Below are 23,388 nucleotides of genomic sequence, written 5' to 3'. Positions count from 1 at the left end.
GGCTACAGGCAGAGATTCATGAAGTCGACGATGCCGGGCTGGATCTCGTTGCTTGCGAGGAAGTCGTCCAGCCGGTGAGCCGGGATGACCTCCTGAGCCCGAGCCAGCGAGCAGGCGCACAAGCTCCTCAATCGGTCTGAGCCGACCGAGCACGCGTTCAGATACGTCTGCTGTTGGGCATCGGACCATGCGGGCGGCGGCGCAGCCTCACGGCAGTCCACCAGGGCTCCGGCCAGTTCAGGAGAGAACTCCAGCGCACCCGACATGCGGTCCTCGAACACCTCGAGATCGATGACGGTCAGGCTGCCTTCGATGCGATCTGCCGCGCAGTGGCAGGGCCCGACGAGACCGGAGTCGGCCACACACGCATCCATGAAGGCGATCAGCGGCTCGATCGCGAGCAACCCGGGTGCGCCGGTGCCGGGCACGGTCGGCCGGGCAAGCGTGCCCGGGTTGTCGAAACCCGCGTCAGCATCTGTGGGACCCGAGCCGGTGGTTGCCGGCTCCACGTCGATCACGGTGACGGAGCACGCGAAGATGCCCGCCGATGCCAGCAGGGCGGCCACCAGACGTGCACCCCGCTCGAACAGGGGCCGCATGGTGTCAGCCAGGCGTGAGGTTCGCCAGCCGGCGCGCATCGCGGAGCACCGTATCGGCCATGTCGGCGGTGAGGCGGCCAGTGAAGGTGTTCTGCTGGCTGGGGTGGAACGAGCAGATGATGCGGGAGATGCCGCCGAGCGGTGGAGGCTCGGCCGACCCGTCGGCGCTGGGCACCTCTGCGATTGCACCGTGGCCGAAGCGGGGTCGAGGCCGCACGCCCCCGATCGTGCACAGCACGCCGTAGGCGAACGCGCCGAGTGCGACTGCGACGCGAGCGTTGAGGAGCAGCGCTAGCTCGCGCTCGAGGAAAGGGCGGCAGGCGTCCCGCTCAGCAGGGGTGGGCTTGTTGGCCGGCGGCGCGCAGCGCACCGCCGCCGTGATGTACGCGTCGCGCAGCGCAAGCCCGTCATCGGCGTGCACGGAAGTCGGCTGGTTGGCGAAGCCGCAGCGATGCAGGGCCGCGTAGAAGAAATCGCCCGAGCGGTCTCCGGTGAACATCCGGCCCGTGCGGTTCGCGCCATGTGCCGCCGGCGCCAAGCCGACGAGCACGACCGCGGCGGCAGGGTCGCCGAAGCCGGGCACGCCGCGGCCCCAGTAGTCCTCGTCGGCGAAGGCAGCCCGCTTGTCGGCAGCGGTCTGCTCGCGCCATGTCACGAGCCGATCGCAGCGCCTGCATGCTGCGACCTCGTCGTTGAGCGAGCGCAAGGCCGCGATGCTCGCGACATCGCCGGGCAGGCTCGGTGGGGCGCTCACGCTGCGAGTGTGCCAGGCAAGTAGCTTCGACCCGGTGCCGAACCGAACTCGACCCACACTGCTGCTGTTCGTCCGGCACGGACTCACGCCGACCACCGGCGTCGAGCTGTACGGCCGGCGGCCCGGAGTGCACCTCTCGGAGGCCGGAACGCAACAGGCGCAGCGTGCTGCGGAACGCATCGCCGCGGGCGGGCGCCGGGTGGCGGCTGTCTATGCCAGCCCGCTGGAGCGTGCCCAGGAGACCGCTGCGCCGATTGCTGCGGCTCTGGGACGCCGCGTGCGCACCCACGAGGGACTCAACGAAGCAGACATGGGCCGCTGGACGGGCCGCAAGCTCAATCAGCTGCGCAAGCTGGCGGCGTGGTCGCAGGTGCAGCGCTACCCCAGCGGCTTCGGTTTCCCCGACGGCGAGACGTTCCGTGAGATGCAAACGCGCATAGCGGCGACGGCGAGCGAGCTGGCGGCCCGCCATCGCGGCGCGACCGTTGTCGCCGTCAGCCACGCCGATCCCATTCGAGCGCTGGTGGCAGACGCCATGGGCACCCATCTGGATCTCTTCCAGCGGATCGTGGTGTCGCCCTGCTCGGTGACTGCGATCCTGTACACCGCTGACGGCCCCATGGTGCTGGCTACCAACAGTACGTCCGACCTCGCAGCATTGGCTCCGGCATGACCGACGATTTCGATCTCCGCAATCCCGACACGTTCGTGGCGGGCACCGTCGGGCCGCCAGGCCAGCGGATCTTCTTCCTGCAGGCGACCGAGGCAGGCCACGTCGTCTCGCTGAAGCTGGAGAAGGGACAGGTCTGGGCGCTGGCGAACCTGCTCAGCGAGCTGCTCGAGGGCGAGAGCTACGAAGGTCCCGCGGCGGCCTTCGGCGAGCTGGTCGAACCCGTGACCGCCGCGTGGACCGTCGGCCGCCTCGCCACCGGCATGGACACTGAGGGCAAGGTGATCGTGGTCATCGCCGACGAGATCGACGACGATGACGACGACCCCGACGACGGCACGGGCGCTGCAGCAGAGATTCCGGATCCCGACGAGGAGCGCACCGGCGGTCGAGCCCGCATCCATCTCGACTACGCCACGGCGCTCGGATTCGCTCAGCAGGCACTGCTGCTCGTCGAAGAAGGCCGCGACTTCGGCATGCGCAACGGGCATCGTCCACCCCGCACCTGATGGCTCCGCGACGTGACGGTTCGGCATGAACGAACCGGCTCCGCACCATGTGCTGCCCCGCAGCGACGACGGTGAGCAACTCGAGCTGCCGGTCATCTGGGACGCGCCCACCACCGCTGCCGTGGAAGTGCTGCACCAAGGCGACATCTCGATCCTGGGACGCATGCCATACAGCAGCAACGCCACGTTCCTGGTGCGCATTGATCACGCCACCACCCCGACTGCCGCGATCTACAAGCCTGAGCGGGGAGAGCGACCGCTGTGGGACTTCCCCTCCGGCCTGTACCGGCGCGAGATCGCCGCATTCGAGCTGTCGGAGGCGTTGGGATGGCACGTCATCCCGCCGACCGTCGAGCGCGAAGGCCCGTACGGGGTGGGGTCGGTTCAACTGTTCATCGATGCCAATTTCGAAGAGCACTACTTCACGCTGGTTGCTGAGGACCGGCACCATGGCGATCTGCGGCGAATCTGCGCCTTCGATCTCATCGCCAACAACACCGACCGCAAGTCGGGCCACTGCTTGGCGTCGCGTTGGGGACCGATCTACGGCATCGACCAGGGCCTCTGCTTCGCCAGCGACTTCAAGCTCCGCACGGTCATCTGGGACTTCGGGGGCGAACCGTTCGACGACGAGCTCGGCACCGCCATCGGAACGGCCGCCGATCCGCCAGCCGCACTCGCCCAATGGCTGCGGCCCGACGAACTCAGCGCGCTCGCTGAACGCGCCGAATGGCTCGCCGAATTCGGCAAGTTCCCCGATGACGACGGAGGCCGCCGCTGGCCCTGGCCGCTCGTCTGACGAGCGGGAATGCGACAGCCGCTCGTCTGACGAGCGGGATTCGCAGATCCGATAGCTGCGGAGGCGGCAGGAGACTCTGCGACGTTGCGACCTGCCGGATCGCGGGAGCAGAGGATCCTGCCGCCTCCGCAGCGGGCGGACTAGCGGGACTTGAGCGCTTCGATCAGCGCTGGCATCACCTTGTGCACGTCGCCGACGATGCCCAGGTCGGCAACGCCGAAGATCGGTGCTTCGGGATCCTTGTTGATGGCCACGATGTTCTTCGAGCCCTTCATGCCCACCAGATGCTGGGTGGCACCGGAGATGCCGCACGCGATGTAAACGCTGGGCTTCACCACCTTGCCGGTCTGGCCCACCTGCTTGGCATAGGGAACCCAGCCGGCATCCACGATGGCGCGCGATGCGCCAGACGCGGCCCCCAGCAAGCCTGCCAGCTCGTCGACCATCGAGTACGCCTCGGGTTGGCCCAGCCCTCGACCGCCGGACACCACCACTGCGGCATCGTCGAGCTGCGGGCCCGAACGCTCCTCGGCATGGCGACCAGTCACCGTGGCACGCCCCGCGTCGCCAGGATCGACGGCTGCCACGCTCTCGACCGCAGCAGCCCCGCCGCCGCTGGGCTCGGCCTCGAAGCTCTTCGGGCGGAACATTGCGAGCGCCGGTGCCGGTGCCCGATACGCGGTGAAGATGTTCTGCGTCCCGCCGAAGATCGGCTCCTCGGTGACGAGTCCCCCGTCGACGACCTCGGCGCCGACGTTGTTGGTGGATACCGGACGGTCCGCCAGCACTGCCAAGCGGGCGGCGGTGTCGCGCCCATCGGTGGTCTGGCCGAAGAACACGGCATCGGGCGAGGTGGCTTCGATATGGGCGGCCAGCGCTGCGGCAGCGTGAACACCGACCAGCCCGTCGCCGAGTCCTTCCAGTGCATACACGGTCGACACGCCGTGAGCGCCGAGCTCGGCGGCCATGGCTTCTCCGTGTGCCGGGGCGAATGCGGTCACGGTGTCGGCCAGCGCCCGGGCCTTGGTGGCCAGCTCCAGCGTGAGGCCGGAGGCACCGTCAGCGTCGCCTTCAGCGAAGAGCAGAATCTGTGCAAGCGTCATTCTCAAATCACCTTGAGCCCTAAATCACTTTGAGTTCAGCCAGGAATTCGACGATGTTGGCGTGCGCATCGCCCTCGTCGGTGATGATCTCGCCGGCCTCGCGCTCGGGCGCATCGGTCACCTCGACCGTCTCCTGGCGTGCCCCGGCCACACCGACCGCCGCCGCATCGATGCCGAGGGCTGCGAGGTCCTTGCCCTCGACCGGCTTCTTCTTGGCCGCCATGATGCCCTTGAACGATGGGTAGCGAGGCTCAACCACGCCCGCGGTCACCGAGACGACGGCCGGAAGAGCGCACTCCACCTGGTCGTAGCCGGCCTCGGTCTGCCGCTGAACGCTGGCGACGCCGTCAGAGATCTCGATCTGCTTCGCGAACGTGATCGACGGCAGCCCCATCACGCCGGCGATCATCTCGGGAACAGTGCCCGTGTACCCGTCGCTGGACTCGACCCCGGCGAGCACGAGATCGGCTTCGAGCTCGGCGATCGCGGCACCGAGCACCTTGGCCGTCCCCAGCGCGTCGCTGCCGGCCAACGCATCGTCGCTGATGAGCACTGCGTCGTCGGCGCCCATGGCGAGCGCAGTACGCAGACCGCTCGTCTCCGAACGCGGTGCCATCGACACGAGCGATACCTGGCCGCCGCCAGCCGCCTCGGCGAGCTGCAGCGCCATCTCGACGCCGTACGAATCGGACTCGTCCAGGATCAGCTTGTCGTCCCGGTTCAGCGTCCCGGTCTCGGGAACCAGCTCGCCTGGGATAGCCGGGTCTGGGATCTGCTTGACGCACACAACGACCTTCATGGGCCGAGAGTCTGCCGACTCACGGCTTCGATGCCACACCCCCTGCCCGATGGCGCTCGCTAGCTCGCGTCGTGTCTCATGGCGCTCGCTGGCTCGCGTCGAGGCGAGACTTGCGCGGTGCGTGTCCTGTTGCTGGTCAACGATTCGGCATCGTCGACGACCGCCCGCACGCGCGTGCTCATCCACACGGCACTCTCTGAGCGACACGACACCGAGGTGGCCTTCACCAACCGGCGAGGTCACGCGGCGCGCCTGGCACGCGGGGCGGCGACAACCGGCACCGACGCGGTAGTCGTGCTCGGCGGCGACGGCACGCTCAACGAAGCCGCCAACGGCGTCGCCGGCACCGACTGCGTGCTCGCCGCATTGCCGGGCGGTTCGACAAATGTGTTCGCCCGGACGATCGGCACACCCGACGACCCGCTGGCGGCGACTGGTGCCGTCCTTGACGCATTAGACGCCGGCAGCATCACCTCAGCGGGGCTCGGCCGCACGTCGGGCCGTTACTTCCTGTTTCACTGCGGCATGGGGCTCGACGCTGCGATCGTGGAGCAGGTCGAGCGGCACCCGACGCTGAAGCGGTATCTCGGCCACCCGCTGTTCCTCCTCGCAGGCATCGACACGCTGCTGCGCCGCTACGACCGGCAGACCGGAACGCTGAGCGTCCGCACAACAGCTCCGGCAGCCGCGACCATCGACGGCTGCTTCGTTGTGGTGGCGGCCAACACCGACCCATACACCTTCCTCGGCAGCCGCCCGGTGCGGATCGCCCCCGCAGCAACCCTGCACACCGGACTGTCGGTGGTCGGGCTGCGGTCGCTCCGATTCGCCGACGCACTGGACGTGCTCTCCGCGGTGTTCCGCGCCAACGGCAGCCTGGGCGACACCGATCCGAGCGTCGTGCAGCGCATCGACGACGTACGCGATGTCACCGTGACCGGGATGCACCCGTTCGGTCACCAGCTCGACGGGGACCACCTCGGTGCCGTCAACGAACTCCAGCTCGAGTGGGTGCCCGACGCACTGCGGCTGGCCATCCCCGCTGTGTCCGACTGACTCCGGCGATCTGACCGTTGCGAAGCCTCGGTCGGGTAACGACTTCCGAGCCTGCAGCTGAACTGCTCGTACGCACTGTAGCGATCTAAATCTGCCGGTCAGAGGCAGTTTTTGGGTGTGTCTGAAACGTTCGTATTCCTAGCGCGACGGCGAGAGCTTGTCAAGCCGTTCCGGCATCGGTTCCGGTCGACGCTTCCACAGCTCTCCTGATAGCCGCAGACCCGCGCCGCCGTTGAGGAACGCGCGTCCCGGCATCACGCTGACGCGCGACCAGCCGGCACCCCGCGAGGTGTCCGTTTCTGTCCGACTCGGACGTGCGCAAAACGAAGGATTCACAGCCGCGGTCCGCCCTCGGGCCTAGCCAGCCGCTCCGGTGGCATCAGTTGCATGGGTCCCTCCCTGCGGTTGGCGCGGTTGTGAGTCCGCTCACAACCACGGCTTCCACCCAAAGGAAACTCGCCATGTCCGCACGGATCGGAATATCTCTGAGAACCGCCGCGGCGGTCGCAGTGGCCATCGTGCTGCTGCCGCTGCTCGTGTTCGTGGACCTGCCGCCGAGCGCCGCCCACGAGCAGACCGAGCGGCGCTGCGACTACGACCCAATATCGGGCCAGAGCTTCAACTGCCGGAACGTGCCCGTCAGCCACAGCCACGACCCGCCGAGTGAGGAAGACCTGTGGGGCACCACCACCACGACCTCGCCGACCACTACTACCACCACGACCACGACAACCACGACGACCGCCGCGCCGCAACGCTGCGCGTCCGGCGAGCACTCCAACGGCGGCGCAGGCAAGAACTGCCACGCCAACCACGACTACAGCAACATCCCCTGCGGCACCGGAACCTGGGCACCCCACGCAGGCCACACGCCCGTCCAGCGTCCACCGTGCCCCACCACAACCACCACAACCACGACGACGACGCAGCCCGAGCCGCAATGCGCGTGGCCCAACCACACACACGGCGCCACCTGCCACGCCCACACGCTCACGCCGTCCTGCGGCACCGGAACCTGGATCCCCCACCACGGCCACACCCCCGTGGACCGCCCGCCATGCCCCACCACGCCGCCCACCACGCCGCCGCCCGAATGCACGACGGTGGACATCGGCACCGGCGGCAGGATCAAGGTGGTGGACGCTCACCGGCACATCCTGGGCGCGCAGCGCAATCGCGGCGGCGGCACCATGTCGGACTGCCACGCTGAAAGCGCCTCGCATTGCAACCTGAACCAGCACGAGCACGTCCACGGTTCCCAGGAATGCCACGAGGTCGATCCAGGCGGTGGCAGCGGCTGGAGCAGTCATCACTGCCCCGACGGCCAGCATCAGCACGAACATCCCTCCAGCCCGTGCCACCCGATCGACGTCGGCCACTACTGCAACGAGGGCCAGCACGCCCACGGCCTCAAGACGGCGAGCGGGCTGGACATGGATCACTGGTGTCACGACATCGGCCTTATCCACGCCAGCACGAACTGCAGTCCCGAGGACCACCGCCACGAAGGCCGAGGCTGCTACCCCCCGGGCCAGTGCCCCAACGGCCAGCACACCCACGACAGCCTCGGCTGCCATTCCGAGAGTGTCGACCGCTGCGCCAACGGCCAGCACGAGCACACCGCCGAGGGCGTTTTCCCCGAGGTGACGGGCTGCCATTCCGTCACCGCCCAGCACAACACCGGCGACCTGACCCAGACTGCTGAATGGGTCTACTTCGCCACTGGTCAAATCGTCTGTGCCCCCGCTGGAGGCGTTGTCATCAAAGCTGCGAAGATCGTCGCCAAGGGCGCTTCCTGGCTAAAAAAGATCCTCGCTAACCAAGACGCTCAGAAGGTCATCAAGATCGGCGCAGACATCGGCTGCGACGCGCTGTGGGACAGACTCGTTGTAGAGGAAGCACGTCAGCACGAGGCCAACAAGAAGCAGGATCACAACGAGCTTGGCGACGACGACGACGCTGACGGCGACAGCAACGAGGACCAGAATGGCGGCGGCCCGAAGACGACAGAAGGCCCGCCAGTGCCGACGACGACTACACCGCAGGCTGCCGTAGGATCGGTGACAGGCTTGGGCGGGTCAGCCGCAGGCAATTCGGTTTGGCTTGGCTGGAACGCACCCGCCGCCGGTCCCACGCCAACTGCCTACCGCGTACTGAGGGCCGTGTCAGGCGCCACCGAGCAAGAGGTTGCCCGAGTCGGCGGCAACGCCTATCGCGATCGAAATGTGCAATCCGGTGTGACTTACAGCTATCGGGTCCAAGCGGTCAGCGGGGCTCTCACCGGCCCAATATCGGCACCGGCCAGTGTCACGGTTCCTTGATCAGGCGACTGCGCTTCGGAACCGCCGATTCTGGGCACACTCCGATCCCGAGTGCTGCTGCATGCCCCAAGAATCGACGGAAGGCGTGAGCCATGAGCACACCGGAATACCCTGAATCTATGCCCGATCCGGATACCGGCCCAGAGCGGTCTGTCATGCGTGATCGCTCGGAGTGGCTCTGGTCGGTTGTGTTCGTCACAGCGGCGTTCGGTTTCGGGGACCTGAGACGAGACCAACCGGTGCTCACTGCGACCGTGCCGGGGCTCATATTCGGGGCAGTCTTCTTGGGTGCGGTCGCGATACTGGTTGGCCGCGACGGCCGCGAGCGCTGGGCAGGCGTCCTCTCGCCCGTCCCGGTACTGGCCGTTGGCCTGCTGGCCATCTGGCTGCTGTCCCCCGGCTGGGCGCTGGCGACGGTGATCGCTGCTATGGCAGCTGTCGCGGGACCATTCGTCGCTTGGCACAAGCGCCGCACACCGGCTCCTCGTACGCGCCCGCCGGCCGCACAAAGCGAGATATCGCCACCGGCGACGCAGCCCAAGCGACCGCCCGTTGCGGGGCGTTGCCGGTGGTGCGGGCAGCGGCCGGTAGCTGTCGTATGCGGTGGCCGTGCCGATGGCGGTCGGTGCGAAATGGCCGAGGCCGCAGCCAGCGACCTAGCCGACAGGCGCTAGACGCTTCGGCTGCCGGACCGTCTCCGCAGCGGTCGGCCGCAGCGATCGCGGCCACGGTTTGAGAGGCGCAGGCTCTAAGGCCTGTGCAATTCGGCGGCGTAGCGGGCGGCGTTGGCTTGGGCTTCCTGGTCGAGTTGGGCCGTGCGCAGGAGCGATCGGACGCTGGACGGGGACCAAGCGGACTTGCCGGTGGCGGTGCACAGTCCTGCCACTTCGAGCGCGACGCCGATCTTGTACAGGCTCAAACCCTTTGCGTGCAGCGCAGTTGCGAGGTCCTTGGCCTCTGAGGACTGCTGGCTCGGTCGGCCAAGTCGCTTGCCTTGGCTGCGCGCCACTGCGAGGGCTGCCTTGGTGCGCCCGCTAGTGAGAGAGCGCTCAAGCTCGTTGAATGCGCCGACCACATTGCGCATGAACAAACCCGCCGGTACGTCGGAGCTGATGGGCACATCAAGACAGAAGAACTCCCAGCCTCCGCTGGATGAGAGGTCCAGCAAGTTCTGCAAGTCGCGAATGGAGCGAACGAAACGGTCGAGGCGCACGGCCGCGATCAGGTCCGCCTTGCCGGCGTCGAGTCGTTCGAGCGCTGCTCCCAATTCCGGTCGCTGAGCGGGCTCGATGGTGGCCGACACAGCGTCATCGGTACAGATGTCGACGATGTTCCAGCCTTGTCCGGTTGCCGCAGCGTGGACGGCCCTGTGCTGCGCTTCAGTGCCGAGCCCCGATGCTGCTTGAGCGCCTGTGGAGACCCGCGCATATGAGATGACCCGCTTCGGCGAGAATTCGTTGCTTTCTTCGTACATTCCGCGAACAATAGTTCATGCAAACGAATGTTGTGAGCAATCGTTCGCATTGCCTGTTTGAGACGTCAGGCGATCGTCCGCAGGGGGATCTGCACCACGGCTTCTGATCCCGGCGGGGGCGTCCGCCGCCGGACCTCGAAGGTGCCGCCGAGATCGGATCCGCACAGCGCCCGGACGATCGATGTGCCGAGCCCGCCTGAACGCTGAGCGTCGTAGTCGGCCGGGATGCCGACGCCGTCGTCACGCACAACCATCGACAGCAGATCTGCCGAGGGCCTGGAGATCTCCACTTCGACGTGGCCGATCGGGCTCTCGTCGAGCGCCGGGGCCGCCTCGAGCGCCTGATCCTCGATCTCCCACAACTGGGGAAAGGCGTGATCCACGGCGTTCTGGAGCAGCTCGTTGAGCACCACGGCCAGCGACGTGGCCGTCTGCGATCGCAGCATCCCCGCTTCGCAGGAGACGGTGAAGTCGATCGGCCGCTCCGGGAACGTGATGCTCTGGCGCATCGTCTCGGTCAGCGTCTCGGCGACATCGCAGAAGTCGACATCGTCGGTGGTCTCGGTCGACAGCGTCTGGTGTACAAGAGCGATGGCGCGGATGCGTCGTACTGCCTCGTCGAGAGCCCGGTTCGCCTCGCGCGATTCCAAGCGGCGGGCCTGGATGCGCAGCAGCGATGAGACCGTCTGCAGGTTGTTGGTGACGCGGTGGTGAATCTCGCGGATCGTGGCGTCCTTCGAGATGAGCAGCCGGTCGCGGCGGCGCAGCTCGGTCACATCGCGCAGCAGCACCAAGGCATTGCGCACGGGCGTGTCGGTGAGCGGCAGCGCCTGCAGCTGCACCGTCACCGAGTGGTGCTCCACCTCGCCGACCACGGGAATGCCGCCGCTGATGGCACGTCCTACCACGTCGGGCCCCAGGTCGAGATCTCGTACGCGGCGCCCCTGCACGTTGCCGCCGACACCGATGCGGTGCAGTGCGCTGACGGCATTGGGCGAAGCGAAGCCGATGCGAGTCGTCTCGTCGGTGAGGAACAGCCCGTCGCCCACCCGCGGCGCTTCCTCATCGGCGACCTCGGCACTGCGGTAGGGGAACAGACCTGCAGCGACCATGCGGGCGAGGCGCCCGAATGTCGCGATGTAGGTCCGCTCGAGCTCGCCGGGATCGCGGATGTCGGTGAAGCGCGGCGTCACTTCGCTGCTCATCACGGCAATCGTCACGCCGTCGAAGGTCACCGGCACTGCAGTGATGCGTGCACGCCGGTCGCCGGGTATGCGCAGGCCCTCGCCGGTGACAATGACGCCGCGGGCGAATGCCTCTGACACCAATGGCCGTTCGCCGGCGGCGACGCAGAGCCCGATGTGGTCGTCGCGGTACAGCGTGCGGCCGGTCGTGGGCCGGATCTGGCCGATCACGGTCAGCGGAGTCTCGGGACCGAGCCGGCGCCACGGGCGGGGCGGGCCGTCGGGGCGGGATGAGTCAGGGTCGGCGACTTCGTCGGGCAGCTCGTCGAGCGCGGTCACCTGTCCGGGCACGAACAGCAGCAGGTCGGAGAACGACAGATCGGCCAGCAGCGACCACCATGCGAGCAGGCGGCGCAGGTGCTCGCGCGGGCCGTCGCCGGAGTTGTCGCGCACGTTGAGTGCGGGCAGCGGCCGGTCTGCGGGCGCCCGCATTCGAATCTCAGTCGGCTGCGAAGCCGATGCGCCGATCGCCAGCCGGACCCAGCTCCAAGTAGGCGAGCTTGTCGATGGGCACGCCGACGCGGCGCCCGCTGCGATCGTTCAGCCAGAGCACAGTCTCGCCGCCGCTGAGTGCGCCTTCGAGCGAAGCTGCCGCGTCTTCAGCAGCCTCGTCGTCGATCTCGACGCTGAGCTCCCGACCGCCGTGCGTGATGCCGATCCGGATGTCCATGGCCGCAGGCTACCGGTGGTGCCCGCAACGCCCTAGGAGCTGCAGGAGAGCTGGCTGCAGCCGACTCGGGTGCGGGCCCAGTCGGGGCGCAGTGCCGCGTAGGTCTCGCGGTCGGGTTGCTCGTCGTAAGGACGGCGCATGACGTCGAGCAGCTCGCCGATGGCCTCGGGGCGGCCGCCGGTCGCGGCGTCGATGGCGAGCTGGGCCAGGTAGTTCCGCAGGACGTACTTGGGGTTGACCTGGTTCATCGCCGCGGCTCGTACGGCGTCGGCGACACCGAGCGCTCGCAACCGGGCTGCGTAGCGCTCGACGAACTCGCTCGTGGCCGAGCGGTGCTCGTCGGTGACCTCTGAAGGGCGGTAGCGGGCGTCCGCGAGCGGGGCGATGCGCTCGGCGGGATCGACACCATCGGCGGTGTTCACCGTGGCGAGCCGTCGCCAGAACACTGTCATGTCGGTCTCGACCAGGCGGAGTACTTCCAGCACGCCGGTCGCCAGCTCGCGGTCGGCATCGGTGTGAAGTTCCGGCAGCCCGAGCTTGGCGGCCATCATCGCCGACCACTTCTGCTCGAAATAGGGCACGTAGCCGTCGAGGGCGGCCTGCAGCGGCTCGGCCTCGCCGACGAGCGGATACAGCGCGTTGGCGAGCTGCATGAGATTCCACTGCGCGACCGCCGGCTGTGTGCCGAAGCGGTAGCGGCGGTGGGCCGCATCGGTGGTGTTCGGCGTCCAATCGGGGTCGTAGTTGTCGAGCCAGCCGTAGGGGCCGTAGTCGATCGTGAGACCCAGAATCGACATGTTGTCGGTGTTCATCACGCCGTGCACGAAGCCGACTCGCAGCCATTCGCACACCATGTCCGCCGTGCGCCGCACCACCTCGTCGAAGAACTTCGCATATCGCTCCGCCGGCGGGTTGCCCGACGCAGCACCGGCGGTCAGGTCAGGGAAGTCGGTGTCGATGACGAAGTCAGTCAGGGTGCGCAGCGTGTCGATGTCGCCGCGGGAAGCGAAGATCTCGAAGTTCCCGAACCGCACGAACGACGGCGCCACCCGGCAGACCACCGCTCCGGGTTCGAGCTCGGCATTGCCGTCGTACAGCATGTCGCGCATCACCATGCCGCCCGTCGCCACCAAGCTGAGCGCTCTGGTCGTCGGCACGCCGAGGTGCGCCATGGCCTCGCTGCACAGGAATTCGCGCACCGAGCTGCGCAGCACGGCCAAGCCGTCTGCGGTGCGGGAATAGGGCGTGGGGCCGGCGCCTTTGAGCTGCAGGGTCTGGTGCTGGCCGTTGCGGTCCACTACCTCGCCGAGCGCGATCGCACGTCCGTCGCCGAGCTGACCTGCCCAGTTGCCGAACTGGTGGCCGCCGTAGCAGTGGGCATGCGGATCCATGCCGTCGAGCAGCGTGCTGCCGCCGAACACCGCGGCGAACTGCGGATCGCTCGCCAGCCCGACATCGAAGCCCAGCAGGTCGAACATCTCCGCGCTGTGCGCCAGCAGGTGCGGTGCCGGCACCGGCGTCGGCTCGACCCTCGAGTAGCACGCACCCATCACCTGCCGGCGGGCATTGGCGGCGTCGGGATCGGCCGGTAGCGCAGCAGTGAAGCGATTGTCGAAACTGAGCTCGTCGAGCGAGCCGATCGGCATCGCCGTCGTGCTCACAACAGCTTCAATCCCTCGTTGTAGCGGCGGGTCGGCAGGTGTTCCTCGCAGAGCAGGCGCGCCATGTCCCGGAACACTCCGGCCGCCTCGCTGTCGGGGTCTGCCGCAGTGATCGGCATGCCCTCGTCGCCGCCCGCCCGCAATTGGGGCACCAGGGGCACCTGGCCGAGCAGCGGAACCTCCAGCTCCTCGGCGAGTGCTTGGCCGCCTCCGGAGCCGAACAGCTCGTAGCGCTTGCCGTCGTCACCGGTGAACCAGCTCATGTTCTCGATCACCGCCCGCACCTGCAGATTCACCCGCCCCGCCATCTGGGCGGCGCGCTGGGCAACCTTCTGCGCTGCAGGCTGCGGCGTGGTCACCACAAGCATCTCCGAGCGGGGCAGGAACTGTGCCAGCGACAGCGAGATGTCGCCGGTGCCGGGCGGCAGATCGATGAGCAGATGGTCTGGATCGTCCCAGAAGACATCGGTGAGGAATTGCTCGAGCGCCTTGTGCAGCATCGGGCCTCGCCAGATCACCGGCTGGTCCTCGCGGGCGAAGAAGCCCATCGACATGCATCGCACCCCGTGCGCCTCGGTGGGCACGACCATCTGGTCGATCACCGTGGGCGGGCGGGCGACGCCGAGCATCCGGGGAATGGAGAAGCCCCACACGTCGGCATCGATGACGGCGGTGCGGGTGCCGCGCTGGGCCAGCGCTATCGCAAGATTGACTGTCACGCTGGATTTGCCGACGCCGCCCTTGCCGCTGGCCACCAGCAGCACGCGGGTCTTGTTCCCAGCCTGGGCGAAGGGAACGGCACGTCCTTCAGCGTGGCCGTGACCGTCATGGGTGCCCGCCGTGGCGGCCGGGTCGCCGATGAGCTGCGCTCGCAGCGCCGACTGCTCGGCCTCGTCCATGACCGTGAACTCCACGACCACGTCGTCGATTCCCTCGAGCGCACACCCCGCCTCGCTCACGGCATGCGAGACATGCCCGGCAGCCGGCCAGTCGTTCGACGGCAAGGCGACGAGCACCTGCGCGGCACGCCCCGCCACTGCGGCAGCTCGAAGCATGCCCATCTGGCCGATGGGCCGGCGCAGCTCGGGATCGATGACGTCAGCCACCGCTGCAGCCAGCTGCTCATCAGTGACGCTGGCTGGGCCGCCGTTGGCGGCTGATCCTCGACGCTTGCCCTTCACTGGGTGCCCCTGACCGGTTGCGATCGATTGCCGCGTGGTGCCTGCAGCGGCGCTACAGCCGCACCTGCCGCTCGCCTCGCACGCTACTGCCGCGACTGACGACGGCCGCAGCGCATTGCACTGGCGCGACTGGCTTCCTGGCGAACGCTCGACAGCCAGCTATTCGAGTTCGGCTTGCATTTCGGTGATTGCGGATTCGAGGGCGGCGGCCATGGCGGGCGGCGGGTTGCGTTGCAGCGCTGCGCCGTAGTAGCCGATGGCAGCTTCGAGATCTCGCTCGATGAAGCGGGCCGTGTAGCCGCGGAAAACCCACGGGTCGAACTCGGCGGGGTCGAGCGCCACGGCAGCGTCGAGCGACGCAATGCCGGCAGTGATCAGCTCGCGATCGGGGATGCGCACCAACAGCCAGCCGCGTAGCGCAAGCGCTTCGACGTCGCTGGGGTCTTCGGCGAGCACACGGTCGAGGTCCACAAGCGCGGATTGCAGATCGCAGCCGGCCACAGGACCATCGGCTGCATCGCCAGAGCCGGACGCGTCCCGCGAAGACAGCGATTCGCAATGCCGCAGGTGCAGGCGGGCTGACAGCACGAGCGCGCCGCGCAGGTCGGGATCGAGCCGGAAGATCTGCTCCAGCGTGGCGCGGGACTCATCAAGTTGATTTGCCGCAAACTGGCGTTGCGCGTCGACAAGCAACGAGCGGGCCGAACGGTCGATGTCACCCGTCAGGGTCTCGCCCGACAGGCGCAGTCCTGCCGAGCGTGCCACCAACACGCCAGCCGCCGCTCCGACGAGCACCAGCGCACCGACGGTGACGACTGTGGCGCTGCGCCAGCCGCGTCGTTGCACCCGGGCGACCGCGGGGTCCAGTTCGACATCTACGTCGACGTCGGCAATCTCGGTTCCCTCATCTGGTGCAGCAGCCCAAGCCTTCCAGCGGCGGGTCGCGGCCCACAACCCTGCCGCGGCTGCTGCGAAAGCAGCTACCGGCAGTGCCCACACCAGCGTGCCCACCCCCTCCCCCGGCGGCAGCGCATTCACGTCGTCGCCGTAGGCAGCAGCAAGATCGGCCCTGATCTCGTCGTCGCTGCGGCCGGCGTTCACCCACAGATCGATCTGCCGGCGCATGGCCGCCGCCGCTGGAGCATTCGACTCGAGGACGCTCTGGCCGTCGCAGACCGGGCAGAGCGTCGCCTGCTTGAGGTCGTACGCACGCTCGGCTTCTGTCGCCGGCGGGCGCGACGCCGTCGCGGCAAGTACGGCGGCGATGATCGCCACAGCGGCGACGGCAAGCCAGCCGATGCGTCGCAGTGCTGAAGCGCCGCGGGTCGGCGCAGCGGGCTGAGCCTGCGAAGCGGCCACCGAGTCGCTCATGTCCGGCTCACGAACCCTGCTGGGGCGCGGCGTCGCCGCTCGCGGAGCCCATCAACAGCGCGATGACCGCATCGGGATCGTCCGCGCTGATCTGCCCCTGCCAGCGAGCAGCCACGACGCCGTCGGGCGTGATCAGGAACGATTCGGGCGGTCGTAGCACGCCGAACTCCACCGCCCAGCGAGAATCGGGATCGTCGACAACCGACCAGTCGCCGCCGAGACGTTCGTAGAACGCGATTGCGTCGGACGTCCGGTCGCCGAACGGCACGGCTACCAACACACCGTCACGGGAATGGCGAGCCGACCACGTCGCGAGCGCGGGATGCTCGCGCTCGCACGGCACGCACCACGACGCAAAGAAGTTGACGAGCACCCATCGCGGATCCGATGACAGCGGACCCACGGCGTCGATATCGAAGCGTGCTGCCTCATCGGGACCGATCCTCACCCCCGGCAAGGCCTGCGCGCCGCCCGCATCAAGAAACGACTCGGGCGGCCAGATGAGTTCTCCGCGCAATGGCGGCACCAGCTCGCCGATGAGCGGGCTCGCAGCTCGGATGCTGCCGCCGTCCGAGTCTCGTGTCGCCAGCAGCGCGATCAGGCCTGCTGCGACCAAACCGACGAGCACCGCGCCGACTCGCACCCAGGCCCGGCCTCGTGGTGGTGCGACGCTCGGCACTCCGCCCGACTGCGAGGTCACGTGCTCGGACCCCCGGCGCTCTCGCCTGTCCGCTCGGGTGTGGCACTCGAGAGGATCCGTTCGTTGGGGGGGCGGCGGATCCGGTCGCGTGCGCCGATCCGGGTGGGAATCAAGGCCGCGGCAATGCCGACGGCCAGCACCGCGCCGCCGAGCCACATCCACGCCACAAGCGGCTTGATGAGCACCCGCAGCGCCACCTCGCTGCTGCCCTCGTCGGGAATCGTGGCCAGCGACAGGTAGACGTCGTCGACGAGGCTCGTTGCCACCGACGGCGTCGAGATCGGCTGGCCGAATTCGGCAAAGCGCGTCACGGCAGGTTCGAACACGCCCCGGCCTTCCACCTCCACACGTACCCGCACGACCCGGTTGCCATTCTCGATGCCGTCGGTCAGCCCGAGGTAGGTGACCTCGTGGCCGGCGACCTCGCCGCTCTCGCCCGGCGCCAGCGTGAACTCACCTTCCGACCCGTACGCGCTCGATGCGATGAACCCGAAGGCGATCACGCCCACACCGATGTGGGCGATCATGCCGCCGCCGGTACGCCCGAGCAGGCCGCGCCAGCCGTTGCGTCGGACGCCCAGCCACAGCAGCCGCGCCGCTGAGCCGATGACGAATCCGCCCAAGCCGAGGGCCAGGACCTGCCACAGACCTTGTGCACCGGCCCAGATCGACAGCGCCATCGTCACTGCCCCCGCAGCCGCAGGGCCCAGCAGGCGTACCGAACGCACCTCCGCGGGGGTGCCGCGCCAGTTCAGAGCCGGCGACAGCGCCATCAGACCCAGCAAGGCGATGCCGACCGGCGCCAGCATCCGGTCGAAGTAGGGCCGGCCGACTGCCAGCCGCTCATTCGAGACAGCCTCAGCCAGCAGCGGGAACACCGTGCCCAGCAGCACGACGAACGCCGCCACGGTGAACAGCAGGTTGTTCCCCAGGAACGCACCCTCCCGGGACCAGATCGATCGCAGGCTGGCTGCAGTGCGCAACGCTTCGCCCCGCCACGCCACCAGCACCACGCCGGTTGCCACGATCACGCCGAAGAAACCCAGCAAGATCGGCCCCAGCGACGACTCGCTGAACTCGTGCACCGACTCGAGCACGCCTGATCGAGTGAGGAACGTGCCGAAGATCGTCAAGGCAAACGTCACGATGAGCAGCGAGAGGTTCCACACCCGCATCATCTGGCGCCGCTGCTGGGTGATGAGCGAGTGCACGAACGCGGTGGCCGTCAGCCACGGCAGCAACGAGGCGTTCTCCACCGGATCCCACGCCCAGTAACCGCCCCAGCCGAGGACCTCATACGACCACCAGGCGCCGAGCATGATGCCGGTGCCCAGGCAGCCCCAGGCCACCAGCGTCCAGCGGCGGGTGTCCGCCAGCCAGCGGGTGTCGAACTGGCCCGTGATGAGCGCGGCGACGGCGAATCCGAACGGCACGGTGAAGCCCACGTAGCCGAGGTACAGCATCACCGGATGAATGGCCATGAGGGGGTGGTTGCGCAGCAGCGGGTTCAGGCCGCCGCCGTCGGCCGGCGGGCTGGCCAGCGTGCCGAACGGGTTGGCCGGGCCGGCGAGCAGCGCGAAGAAGAAGATGCACACGCCCAGCATCACCGCCAGCGCCCAGGCCACCGTCGGCTCGTCGGTGCGCGCACGGAATCGCCATGCGGCTGCCGCGACGTAGCCGCACAGCACCAGGACCCACAGCAGGATCGATCCCTCCAACGCTCCCCAGAGGGTCGCGATCTTGTAGATGAGCGGCGTCGCGATCGTGGAGTTGCGAGCTACGTAGGCCAGCGAGAAGTTGTCGCTCAGCAGTGCGATCTCCATCGCAACCACGGCCAGCACGCAGCCGAGGGTCATGGCCGCGATCCACGCCAGCGCTTGGCGGCAGCGCGCCGGCTGCCGCTGCACCCTCGCCGCGACGAGCGTTGCAGCCCCGCCGAGCGCGCTGACGAGGCCGACGGCCACGCCGAGCGTGCCCAGCACGGCGATCACAGCCGGGGCACCTCGAAGGGGCAGTCGTCCAGGAAGCCTTCAGGCGGCTCGTTGGGGTCAGGCAGGCGGTTTTCGTTCGCCGCCACGTACTCGTTGGTGTGCTTCACCAGCATGTTGTCGCTCGAGAAGAAGTGAGTGTCGCGGCCCGCCACCGTCACGACGTCGCCCGCCACCCAGCGGCCCTCGAGCACGACGGGGATCCAGGGAGACTCGAACAGGTCGGGCGGGTCGACGCTGTGACGCACAGAGACCGACGCGCAGTTGTGAACCACCTCGAAGGTGGTCACTCCCCCGTCCACCGCCACCGACGCCGGCACCACGCGCCCCTGCAGGCGGAACCTGTGGTCGCCCAGCTCGACCCGCTCGGCGATGGCCTCATCGGCATTGCGGAAGAACAGCGTGGCGTTGCGCAGCCCCGCAACTGTGGCCGCGCCGCCCGCGATCACCAGCAGCACCACAAAGGCGCCGATCATGGCCTTGCGGCGGCGGCCCAGCATCTGGCGTGCCTCGGCCCGGTCTGGCTCGGCGGGGAGGGGATGACGGGGGCTGAGGTCGGTCACGAGCTAGTTTCTGTCGGCGATCGGCTCGGGTCCGGGCCGGCTCCCGCGGGGCCGATGCCGAGGTCACGGCCGAGCGCGCGGCCGCGGCGGACCACCCAGGTCGCGTAGGCGACAATCGCCAGCGCGGTCAGCCCGTAGCCGGAGAACACGTTGGCGGCCCACGTCATCGGTCCGCCACCGATGCGTCGTGGCCCGACTCGCTGCGGCGCGCCGAGAGCAGCTCTTCGAGAGCGGCCTCTTCGGCGAGCTCTTCCAGGCGCAGCACCCGGTAGCGGTGGATTCCTATCCACAACGCGATGAGGGTGAACGTGGCCCAGGAGTACAGCAGCGTCCAGTACATCTCGCCGCTGTAGTTGCGTTCGCCGCCGATCCCGATCTCCAGGCTGGCTTCCTGGTGCAGCGTGCGCCACCAGTCCACCGAGTAGTGGACGATGGGCAGGTTGACCACCGCGATGAGGGCCATCACCGCCGAGCGCCGAGCGCGGGCGCGCGACTCGGCGGGGAGCCGCCGCAGAGCCAGATACCCCAGGTAGGTCACGAACAGCAACACCGTGGTGGTCAACCGTGCGTCCCACTGCCAGTAGGTGCCCCACGTCACCTTGCCCCACAGCGACCCGGTCACCAAGGTGAGCGCCGTGAACAGCACGCCGAGCTCAGCCGCGGCGCCGGCCACCCGGTCCCAATGGCGCGCCTGCCGATCGGCGATGACGCCCTCGGAACCGCCTGCTCCGCTGCGGGTTCGCCACAGAACCCGTGCGCTGGCGAACGCGGTCAGCACGAAGCCGCCGTATGCGACCCAGATGGAAGGCACATGGGTGTACATCAGCCGGACCGCATCGCCCTGCACCTCGTCGGCGGGCGAGACCCACAGCGCCAGTACTGCCATGACGGCCGCTGCGGCGAGCGCGATGGTGCCGAGCACCCTCGTCGCGACGCTGCCGGTCATCGACACGGATCCGACTCGCTGTGCCTGCCGGCGAAGGTCGGGCGGAGCGGCCTCGGTCATACTCAGGCATCCTCCAGCAGCGGACCGGCCGCCGCCCAGCCCACTGCGATGTAGGTCACCAGCACCACTGCCAGCAGTGCTGTCCAGCTCCAGCCTTGGTCGGCGCTGGTCCCGAGCGCCACGTCGAACGCCCGGGTTCCGGCCAAGAGCACTGGCGCCGCCACCGGGATCAGCAGCAGCGGGAGCAGGGTATCCGCCGACCGCAGGCCTACCGTCATCGCCCCGTACAGCGTCCCGCAGATGGCGAAGGCGGCCATGCCGCACAGTCCCGCGACCACCATCAGAAGCCAGTCGTGGACGGTCACCGAGTAGAGCACCAGCAGGCCGGCGGCGGTGAAGACGCCGACGACCACGAGCTGCAGTGCCAGCGCCGCGGCCTTGCCCCAGAGGATGGCGGCGGGCACGAGCCCTCCGAGGCGCAACGCGTCGAGGTTCCCGCCTTCGGCTTCGATGTCGAAGCTGCGCTTTGCCCCGAGCACGGCACCGAAGAGCACCGCCACCCAGAACAGGCCGCCCGCCCCGGCGCCCAGCAAGGAGGGGTTCGCGTCAAGCGCAAATGCGAAAACGACCAGCACCAGCAGCACGGTCGGGACGATCTGGACGAGGGTGACGCGCGCTCGCCACTCGATGACCATGTCCTTGCGGCAGACGAGCCAGATCTCACGCCACATCGGTGGAGCCATCCGTGGGTTGCATCTGTCCGGGCGTCTCGACGCGGCCGCCGGCCAGCAGCACCTGGCGGGCGGCCGCGACGCAAGAGCGGCCCGTCTCGTGCGTTGCAAACATCACCGTGGCGCCCGCCTCGACAGCGTCAGCCAGCAGTTCGTCGAGCGCGTCCCGGCTCGAGGCGTCGAGCCCGGCATGCGGTTCATCCAGCAGCCACAGCCGCGGGCGTGCGATGGTCAGGCACGCCAAGGCCACCCGCCGCTGCTGACCTTCGGACAACCGTCGAATGGCAACGTCGCCGAGACGGCCGCCGAGCGCGAAGCGTTCGACCGCCGCTGACATCTCGGCCGCTCCAGCGCGATGCACGTCGGCGCAGTGGCGCAGCTGGTCGGCGACCCGCAGATCGCCATACAACGGGGATCGATGGCCCAGCAGCCCCACGTGCGGCCGTACCGAGCGACGCTGCGCTTTCAGGTCAAAGCCGAGCACCTCGGCCCGCGCGCCTCGCACGGGTACCAGTCCCGCGCACGCCCGCAGCAACGTGCTCTTGCCCGCTCCGTTGGGTCCTCTCAGGCACACCATCTCTCCGGCTTGCACGCTGAGATCCACCCCCGCCAATGCGGGAAAGCGGTCCAGCAGGGCAACGACGCCCTCGAAGGCAACGGCAGCGCCCACGGAACGCCAAGGCTACGGCCGCGCTTGCGTTCAGGACGTGGCGACCACCGCGAGCACATCGCCTTCGGCAACGGAATCGCCTTCGGCCACGTGCATCTCCGCGAGCGTGCCGCCTTCGGGGGCAGTCACCGGGATCTCCATCTTCATCGACTCGAGGATGAGCAATTCGTCACCGGCAGCTACGGCGGTGCCCACTTCGGCGACCACCTTCCACACGGTCGCAGTCAATTCAGCTCGAACGTCCAGCACGCTGTCTCTCCTCCACGGACCCGGGCCGAAGGGCCGGCGCAAAGCTAACCGAGCAGCAGCGCTGCCGCCCTTGTCGTGCGCTCGTGACCATCCACGAGCGCGCTGCGGGCGTTCGGTACCTTCAAAACGCGGTGTTCTTCATCGCGCTCGTGACCTTCATCGGACTCGGCGTTGGCTTCGCTGTTGCGCTTGTCGCCGGCCGCACGCCATCCGAGATGCTCGGCAGGATTCGAGCAGTGCGAATCAATCACTGGCCGGTGCTGGTGCTCGGGGCGGTCCTGTCGCTCGCCGTCGGGCTCGACACCAACATGCTCGCCGGCCGGTTCGCCCTCGGCATATCGCTGGCGCTGCTGCTCGCGGGCTGCCTGCTCAACCGGCACATCGCCGGCGCAAGCGTCGCTGCAATCGGCATGGCCGCGAATCTCGGCGTGCTCCTGATGAACGGTTACGTGCCGGTGAGTGAAGGTGCCGTCGTGGCCGCGGGCATCATCGACTTCGATGGGATCGACCGGGTGCTGCTCGGCGCGGCACGTCGGTGGTCGGACGACGCGACGATCGCTGCCTGGCTCGGGGGTGCGATCCCGCTCGCGCCGCTGAAAGACGTCATCACGCTGGGCGACCTGGTGACCGCCGCCGGCTTGGCGAACGTCGGATTCCGGCTGATGTGGCCCGGTGCCCGGGAGCTGCAAGGACTGGCGGCGGTGTCGCAGAGCGGCTTCGACGACTACGACGAGGCTTCCGTAGTGCTGAGACCTGCAGGGCAGCGCACGACCCTGGAGCACCCCCCGCTTGTCGACTCATCTGCGCCGACAGCGCCCGCACCTGCCGCTGCCCCGGTTGAGCCCAGCCCGGTGCCGGCGCATGCTGAGCCAGCCTGGGCGAAGCGGGTGGAGCCCGCGCCATGGCCGGCTCCTGCGCCATGGCCGCATGAACTGCACACCGATGAAGTCCCTGCACCCAGCCGGGCCTCCGGTGATGAGCCGACCGGGAGCCACGATCCCCAGCTCTTCGGGGCCTGAACGCCACGGCGTGCCGAGATAATGGGTACGTGGATCATGGGCCCGTGGACGATGTTCTCGCTCGGCGAGCTCGGCTGAAGCGGATCACCAGCCTGGGGCAGCGAACCGGCTACGGCCTCTATGCCGCGTCGCTCATCTGCGGGGCCATCGGCATCCGCTGGGGATACACGCCGCTGCTCAGCACGCTGATCGCCGTGGCGCTCGTGGTCGGCTCGATGCTGCTCGCGCCCACCATCGTCATGAGCCACGGCATCAAGGCCGCCGAGCGCGAAGAGCGCCAGGCCGCTGCAGCCGGATCGACTGAGTGAGCG

The 23,388-nt window shown here is 68.5% G+C and carries 25 protein-coding genes; 7 read left to right on the top strand and 18 right to left on the bottom strand.

All coding sequences use genetic code 11. The annotated features are described in order from the left end of the window. Window positions 1-2: 2 nt before the first annotated feature. Both ACOGI5_RS08110 and ACOGI5_RS08105 read right to left on the bottom strand, forming a co-directional pair. Window positions 3-638 (bottom strand): hypothetical protein, encoded by a 636-nt coding sequence (locus tag ACOGI5_RS08110; protein ID WP_419863920.1) that lies wholly within the window; start codon window positions 636-638, stop codon window positions 3-5. Continuing rightward, the gene (locus ACOGI5_RS08105; RefSeq protein ID WP_419863919.1) at window positions 604-1,353 is read right to left on the bottom strand and encodes a uracil-DNA glycosylase; all 750 of its coding nucleotides are present in this window, start codon (window positions 1,351-1,353) and stop codon (window positions 604-606) included. The genes ACOGI5_RS08110 and ACOGI5_RS08105 overlap by 35 nt, the downstream gene beginning before the upstream one ends. A 34-nt stretch (window positions 1,354-1,387) precedes the next feature. Between ACOGI5_RS08105 and ACOGI5_RS08100 the strand changes: the two genes are divergently transcribed. The 3 genes from ACOGI5_RS08100 to ACOGI5_RS08090 are packed head-to-tail and all read left to right on the top strand — an operon-like array spanning window position 1,388 to window position 3,331. Continuing rightward, window positions 1,388-2,026 carry an MSMEG_4193 family putative phosphomutase gene (locus ACOGI5_RS08100; RefSeq protein ID WP_419863918.1) on the top strand — a complete coding sequence of 213 codons (639 nt, stop codon included), beginning with the start codon at window positions 1,388-1,390 and terminating at the stop codon, window positions 2,024-2,026. Further along, window positions 2,023-2,532 (top strand): DUF3090 family protein, encoded by a 510-nt coding sequence (locus ACOGI5_RS08095; RefSeq protein WP_419863917.1) that lies wholly within the window; start codon window positions 2,023-2,025, stop codon window positions 2,530-2,532. The genes ACOGI5_RS08100 and ACOGI5_RS08095 overlap by 4 nt, the downstream gene beginning before the upstream one ends. A gap of 25 nt (window positions 2,533-2,557) precedes the next feature. Further along, window positions 2,558-3,331: an SCO1664 family protein gene (locus ACOGI5_RS08090; protein ID WP_419863916.1), complete on the top strand. Its 774-nt coding sequence runs from the start codon at window positions 2,558-2,560 to the stop codon at window positions 3,329-3,331. A 140-nt stretch (window positions 3,332-3,471) separates the two neighbouring features. On the opposite strand, the gene ACOGI5_RS08085 is transcribed toward ACOGI5_RS08090, so the two are convergent. Further along, complete coding sequence (locus ACOGI5_RS08085) at window positions 3,472-4,434, bottom strand: electron transfer flavoprotein subunit alpha/FixB family protein (RefSeq protein WP_419863915.1); 963 nt, start codon at window positions 4,432-4,434, stop codon at window positions 3,472-3,474. Between the two features lie 19 nt (window positions 4,435-4,453). Next, window positions 4,454-5,233 (bottom strand): electron transfer flavoprotein subunit beta/FixA family protein, encoded by a 780-nt coding sequence (locus tag ACOGI5_RS08080; RefSeq protein ID WP_419863914.1) that lies wholly within the window; start codon window positions 5,231-5,233, stop codon window positions 4,454-4,456. Window positions 5,234-5,350: 117 nt separating this feature from the next. Here ACOGI5_RS08080 and ACOGI5_RS08075 point away from each other — a divergent pair, with 117 nt between their 5' ends. Both ACOGI5_RS08075 and ACOGI5_RS08070 read left to right on the top strand, forming a co-directional pair. Next, window positions 5,351-6,289 carry a diacylglycerol/lipid kinase family protein gene (locus tag ACOGI5_RS08075; RefSeq protein WP_419863913.1) on the top strand — a complete coding sequence of 313 codons (939 nt, stop codon included), beginning with the start codon at window positions 5,351-5,353 and terminating at the stop codon, window positions 6,287-6,289. 461 nt (window positions 6,290-6,750) lie between these two features. Further along, a complete protein-coding gene (locus tag ACOGI5_RS08070; RefSeq protein WP_419863912.1) occupies window positions 6,751-8,610 on the top strand; it encodes a hypothetical protein in 1,860 nt (619 codons plus the stop codon). A 748-nt stretch (window positions 8,611-9,358) separates the two neighbouring features. On the opposite strand, the gene ACOGI5_RS08065 is transcribed toward ACOGI5_RS08070, so the two are convergent. The 14 genes from ACOGI5_RS08065 to ACOGI5_RS08000 all read right to left on the bottom strand — a co-directional run bounded on the left by ACOGI5_RS08065 (window position 9,359) and on the right by ACOGI5_RS08000 (window position 22,058). Next, the gene (locus ACOGI5_RS08065) at window positions 9,359-10,084 is read right to left on the bottom strand and encodes a recombinase family protein (RefSeq protein WP_419863911.1); all 726 of its coding nucleotides are present in this window, start codon (window positions 10,082-10,084) and stop codon (window positions 9,359-9,361) included. 65 nt (window positions 10,085-10,149) lie between these two features. Then, complete coding sequence (locus ACOGI5_RS08060; protein ID WP_419863910.1) at window positions 10,150-11,760, bottom strand: sensor histidine kinase; 1,611 nt, start codon at window positions 11,758-11,760, stop codon at window positions 10,150-10,152. A 7-nt stretch (window positions 11,761-11,767) separates the two neighbouring features. Further along, window positions 11,768-11,998, bottom strand: a complete 231-nt coding sequence (locus ACOGI5_RS08055) for a DUF3107 domain-containing protein (protein ID WP_419863909.1) — start codon at window positions 11,996-11,998, stop codon at window positions 11,768-11,770. Between the two features lie 32 nt (window positions 11,999-12,030). After that, entirely contained in the window at window positions 12,031-13,644 is a 1,614-nt protein-coding gene (locus tag ACOGI5_RS08050) for a protein adenylyltransferase SelO (protein ID WP_419865457.1), read from the bottom strand. A gap of 11 nt (window positions 13,645-13,655) precedes the next feature. Continuing rightward, the gene (locus tag ACOGI5_RS08045) at window positions 13,656-14,840 is read right to left on the bottom strand and encodes an Mrp/NBP35 family ATP-binding protein (protein ID WP_419863908.1); all 1,185 of its coding nucleotides are present in this window, start codon (window positions 14,838-14,840) and stop codon (window positions 13,656-13,658) included. 159 nt (window positions 14,841-14,999) lie between these two features. Next, the gene (locus ACOGI5_RS08040; RefSeq protein WP_419863907.1) at window positions 15,000-16,211 is read right to left on the bottom strand and encodes a cytochrome c-type biogenesis protein CcmH; all 1,212 of its coding nucleotides are present in this window, start codon (window positions 16,209-16,211) and stop codon (window positions 15,000-15,002) included. Window positions 16,212-16,218: 7 nt separating this feature from the next. Further along, the gene (locus ACOGI5_RS08035) at window positions 16,219-16,911 is read right to left on the bottom strand and encodes a TlpA family protein disulfide reductase (protein ID WP_419863906.1); all 693 of its coding nucleotides are present in this window, start codon (window positions 16,909-16,911) and stop codon (window positions 16,219-16,221) included. Continuing rightward, window positions 16,908-18,902, bottom strand: a complete 1,995-nt coding sequence (locus tag ACOGI5_RS08030; RefSeq protein WP_419863905.1) for a heme lyase CcmF/NrfE family subunit — start codon at window positions 18,900-18,902, stop codon at window positions 16,908-16,910. The genes ACOGI5_RS08035 and ACOGI5_RS08030 overlap by 4 nt, the downstream gene beginning before the upstream one ends. After that, window positions 18,899-19,462, bottom strand: coding sequence for a cytochrome c maturation protein CcmE (locus ACOGI5_RS08025; protein ID WP_419863904.1), 564 nt, complete (start codon window positions 19,460-19,462; stop codon window positions 18,899-18,901). Before ACOGI5_RS08025 ends, ACOGI5_RS08030 begins: the two co-directional genes overlap by 4 nt. Then, a complete protein-coding gene (locus tag ACOGI5_RS08020; protein WP_419863903.1) occupies window positions 19,459-19,629 on the bottom strand; it encodes a hypothetical protein in 171 nt (56 codons plus the stop codon). Before ACOGI5_RS08020 ends, ACOGI5_RS08025 begins: the two co-directional genes overlap by 4 nt. Beyond that, complete coding sequence (ccsA, locus tag ACOGI5_RS08015) at window positions 19,626-20,468, bottom strand: cytochrome c biogenesis protein CcsA (RefSeq protein WP_419863902.1); 843 nt, start codon at window positions 20,466-20,468, stop codon at window positions 19,626-19,628. The genes ACOGI5_RS08020 and ccsA overlap by 4 nt, the downstream gene beginning before the upstream one ends. Window positions 20,469-20,470: 2 nt before the next feature. Beyond that, window positions 20,471-21,151: a heme exporter protein CcmB gene (locus ACOGI5_RS08010; protein WP_419863901.1), complete on the bottom strand. Its 681-nt coding sequence runs from the start codon at window positions 21,149-21,151 to the stop codon at window positions 20,471-20,473. Beyond that, window positions 21,129-21,809 carry a heme ABC exporter ATP-binding protein CcmA gene (gene ccmA, locus ACOGI5_RS08005; RefSeq protein ID WP_419863900.1) on the bottom strand — a complete coding sequence of 227 codons (681 nt, stop codon included), beginning with the start codon at window positions 21,807-21,809 and terminating at the stop codon, window positions 21,129-21,131. The genes ACOGI5_RS08010 and ccmA overlap by 23 nt, the downstream gene beginning before the upstream one ends. A 30-nt stretch (window positions 21,810-21,839) precedes the next feature. Further along, the gene (locus tag ACOGI5_RS08000) at window positions 21,840-22,058 is read right to left on the bottom strand and encodes a biotin/lipoyl-binding carrier protein (RefSeq protein ID WP_419863899.1); all 219 of its coding nucleotides are present in this window, start codon (window positions 22,056-22,058) and stop codon (window positions 21,840-21,842) included. 83 nt (window positions 22,059-22,141) lie between these two features. Between ACOGI5_RS08000 and ACOGI5_RS07995 the strand changes: the two genes are divergently transcribed. Continuing rightward, a complete protein-coding gene (locus ACOGI5_RS07995) occupies window positions 22,142-23,077 on the top strand; it encodes a DUF5317 family protein (protein WP_419863898.1) in 936 nt (311 codons plus the stop codon). Between the two features lie 44 nt (window positions 23,078-23,121). Next, window positions 23,122-23,385, top strand: coding sequence for a hypothetical protein (locus tag ACOGI5_RS07990; RefSeq protein ID WP_419863897.1), 264 nt, complete (start codon window positions 23,122-23,124; stop codon window positions 23,383-23,385). Window positions 23,386-23,388 lie beyond the last annotated feature (3 nt).

Source organism: Candidatus Poriferisodalis sp. (genome assembly GCF_965208925.1).
Taxonomy (GTDB): domain Bacteria; phylum Actinomycetota; class Acidimicrobiia; order Acidimicrobiales; family Poriferisodalaceae; genus Poriferisodalis.
This window is presented reverse-complemented; position numbering and strand designations above follow the sequence as displayed.

Excerpts from the sequence above, each read along its gene's own strand:
- ACOGI5_RS08110 (WP_419863920.1), bottom strand. The coding sequence starts at position 638 with ATGCGCGCCGGCTGGCGAACCTCACGCCTGGCTGACACCATGCGGCCC.
- ACOGI5_RS08095 (WP_419863917.1), top strand. The coding sequence starts at position 2,023 with ATGACCGACGATTTCGATCTCCGCAATCCCGACACGTTCGTGGCGGGC.
- ACOGI5_RS08090 (WP_419863916.1), top strand. The coding sequence starts at position 2,558 with ATGAACGAACCGGCTCCGCACCATGTGCTGCCCCGCAGCGACGACGGT.
- ACOGI5_RS08085 (WP_419863915.1), bottom strand. The coding sequence starts at position 4,434 with ATGACGCTTGCACAGATTCTGCTCTTCGCTGAAGGCGACGCTGACGGT.
- ACOGI5_RS08080 (WP_419863914.1), bottom strand. The coding sequence starts at position 5,233 with ATGAAGGTCGTTGTGTGCGTCAAGCAGATCCCAGACCCGGCTATCCCA.
- ACOGI5_RS08070 (WP_419863912.1), top strand. The coding sequence starts at position 6,751 with ATGTCCGCACGGATCGGAATATCTCTGAGAACCGCCGCGGCGGTCGCA.
- ACOGI5_RS08065 (WP_419863911.1), bottom strand. The coding sequence starts at position 10,084 with ATGTACGAAGAAAGCAACGAATTCTCGCCGAAGCGGGTCATCTCATAT.
- ACOGI5_RS08060 (WP_419863910.1), bottom strand. The coding sequence starts at position 11,760 with ATGCGGGCGCCCGCAGACCGGCCGCTGCCCGCACTCAACGTGCGCGAC.
- ACOGI5_RS08055 (WP_419863909.1), bottom strand. The coding sequence starts at position 11,998 with ATGGACATCCGGATCGGCATCACGCACGGCGGTCGGGAGCTCAGCGTC.
- ACOGI5_RS08050 (WP_419865457.1), bottom strand. The coding sequence starts at position 13,644 with ATGCCGATCGGCTCGCTCGACGAGCTCAGTTTCGACAATCGCTTCACT.
- ACOGI5_RS08040 (WP_419863907.1), bottom strand. The coding sequence starts at position 16,211 with ATGAGCGACTCGGTGGCCGCTTCGCAGGCTCAGCCCGCTGCGCCGACC.
- ACOGI5_RS08020 (WP_419863903.1), bottom strand. The coding sequence starts at position 19,629 with ATGACGTGGGCCGCCAACGTGTTCTCCGGCTACGGGCTGACCGCGCTG.
- ccsA (WP_419863902.1), bottom strand. The coding sequence starts at position 20,468 with ATGACCGAGGCCGCTCCGCCCGACCTTCGCCGGCAGGCACAGCGAGTC.
- ACOGI5_RS08010 (WP_419863901.1), bottom strand. The coding sequence starts at position 21,151 with ATGGCTCCACCGATGTGGCGTGAGATCTGGCTCGTCTGCCGCAAGGAC.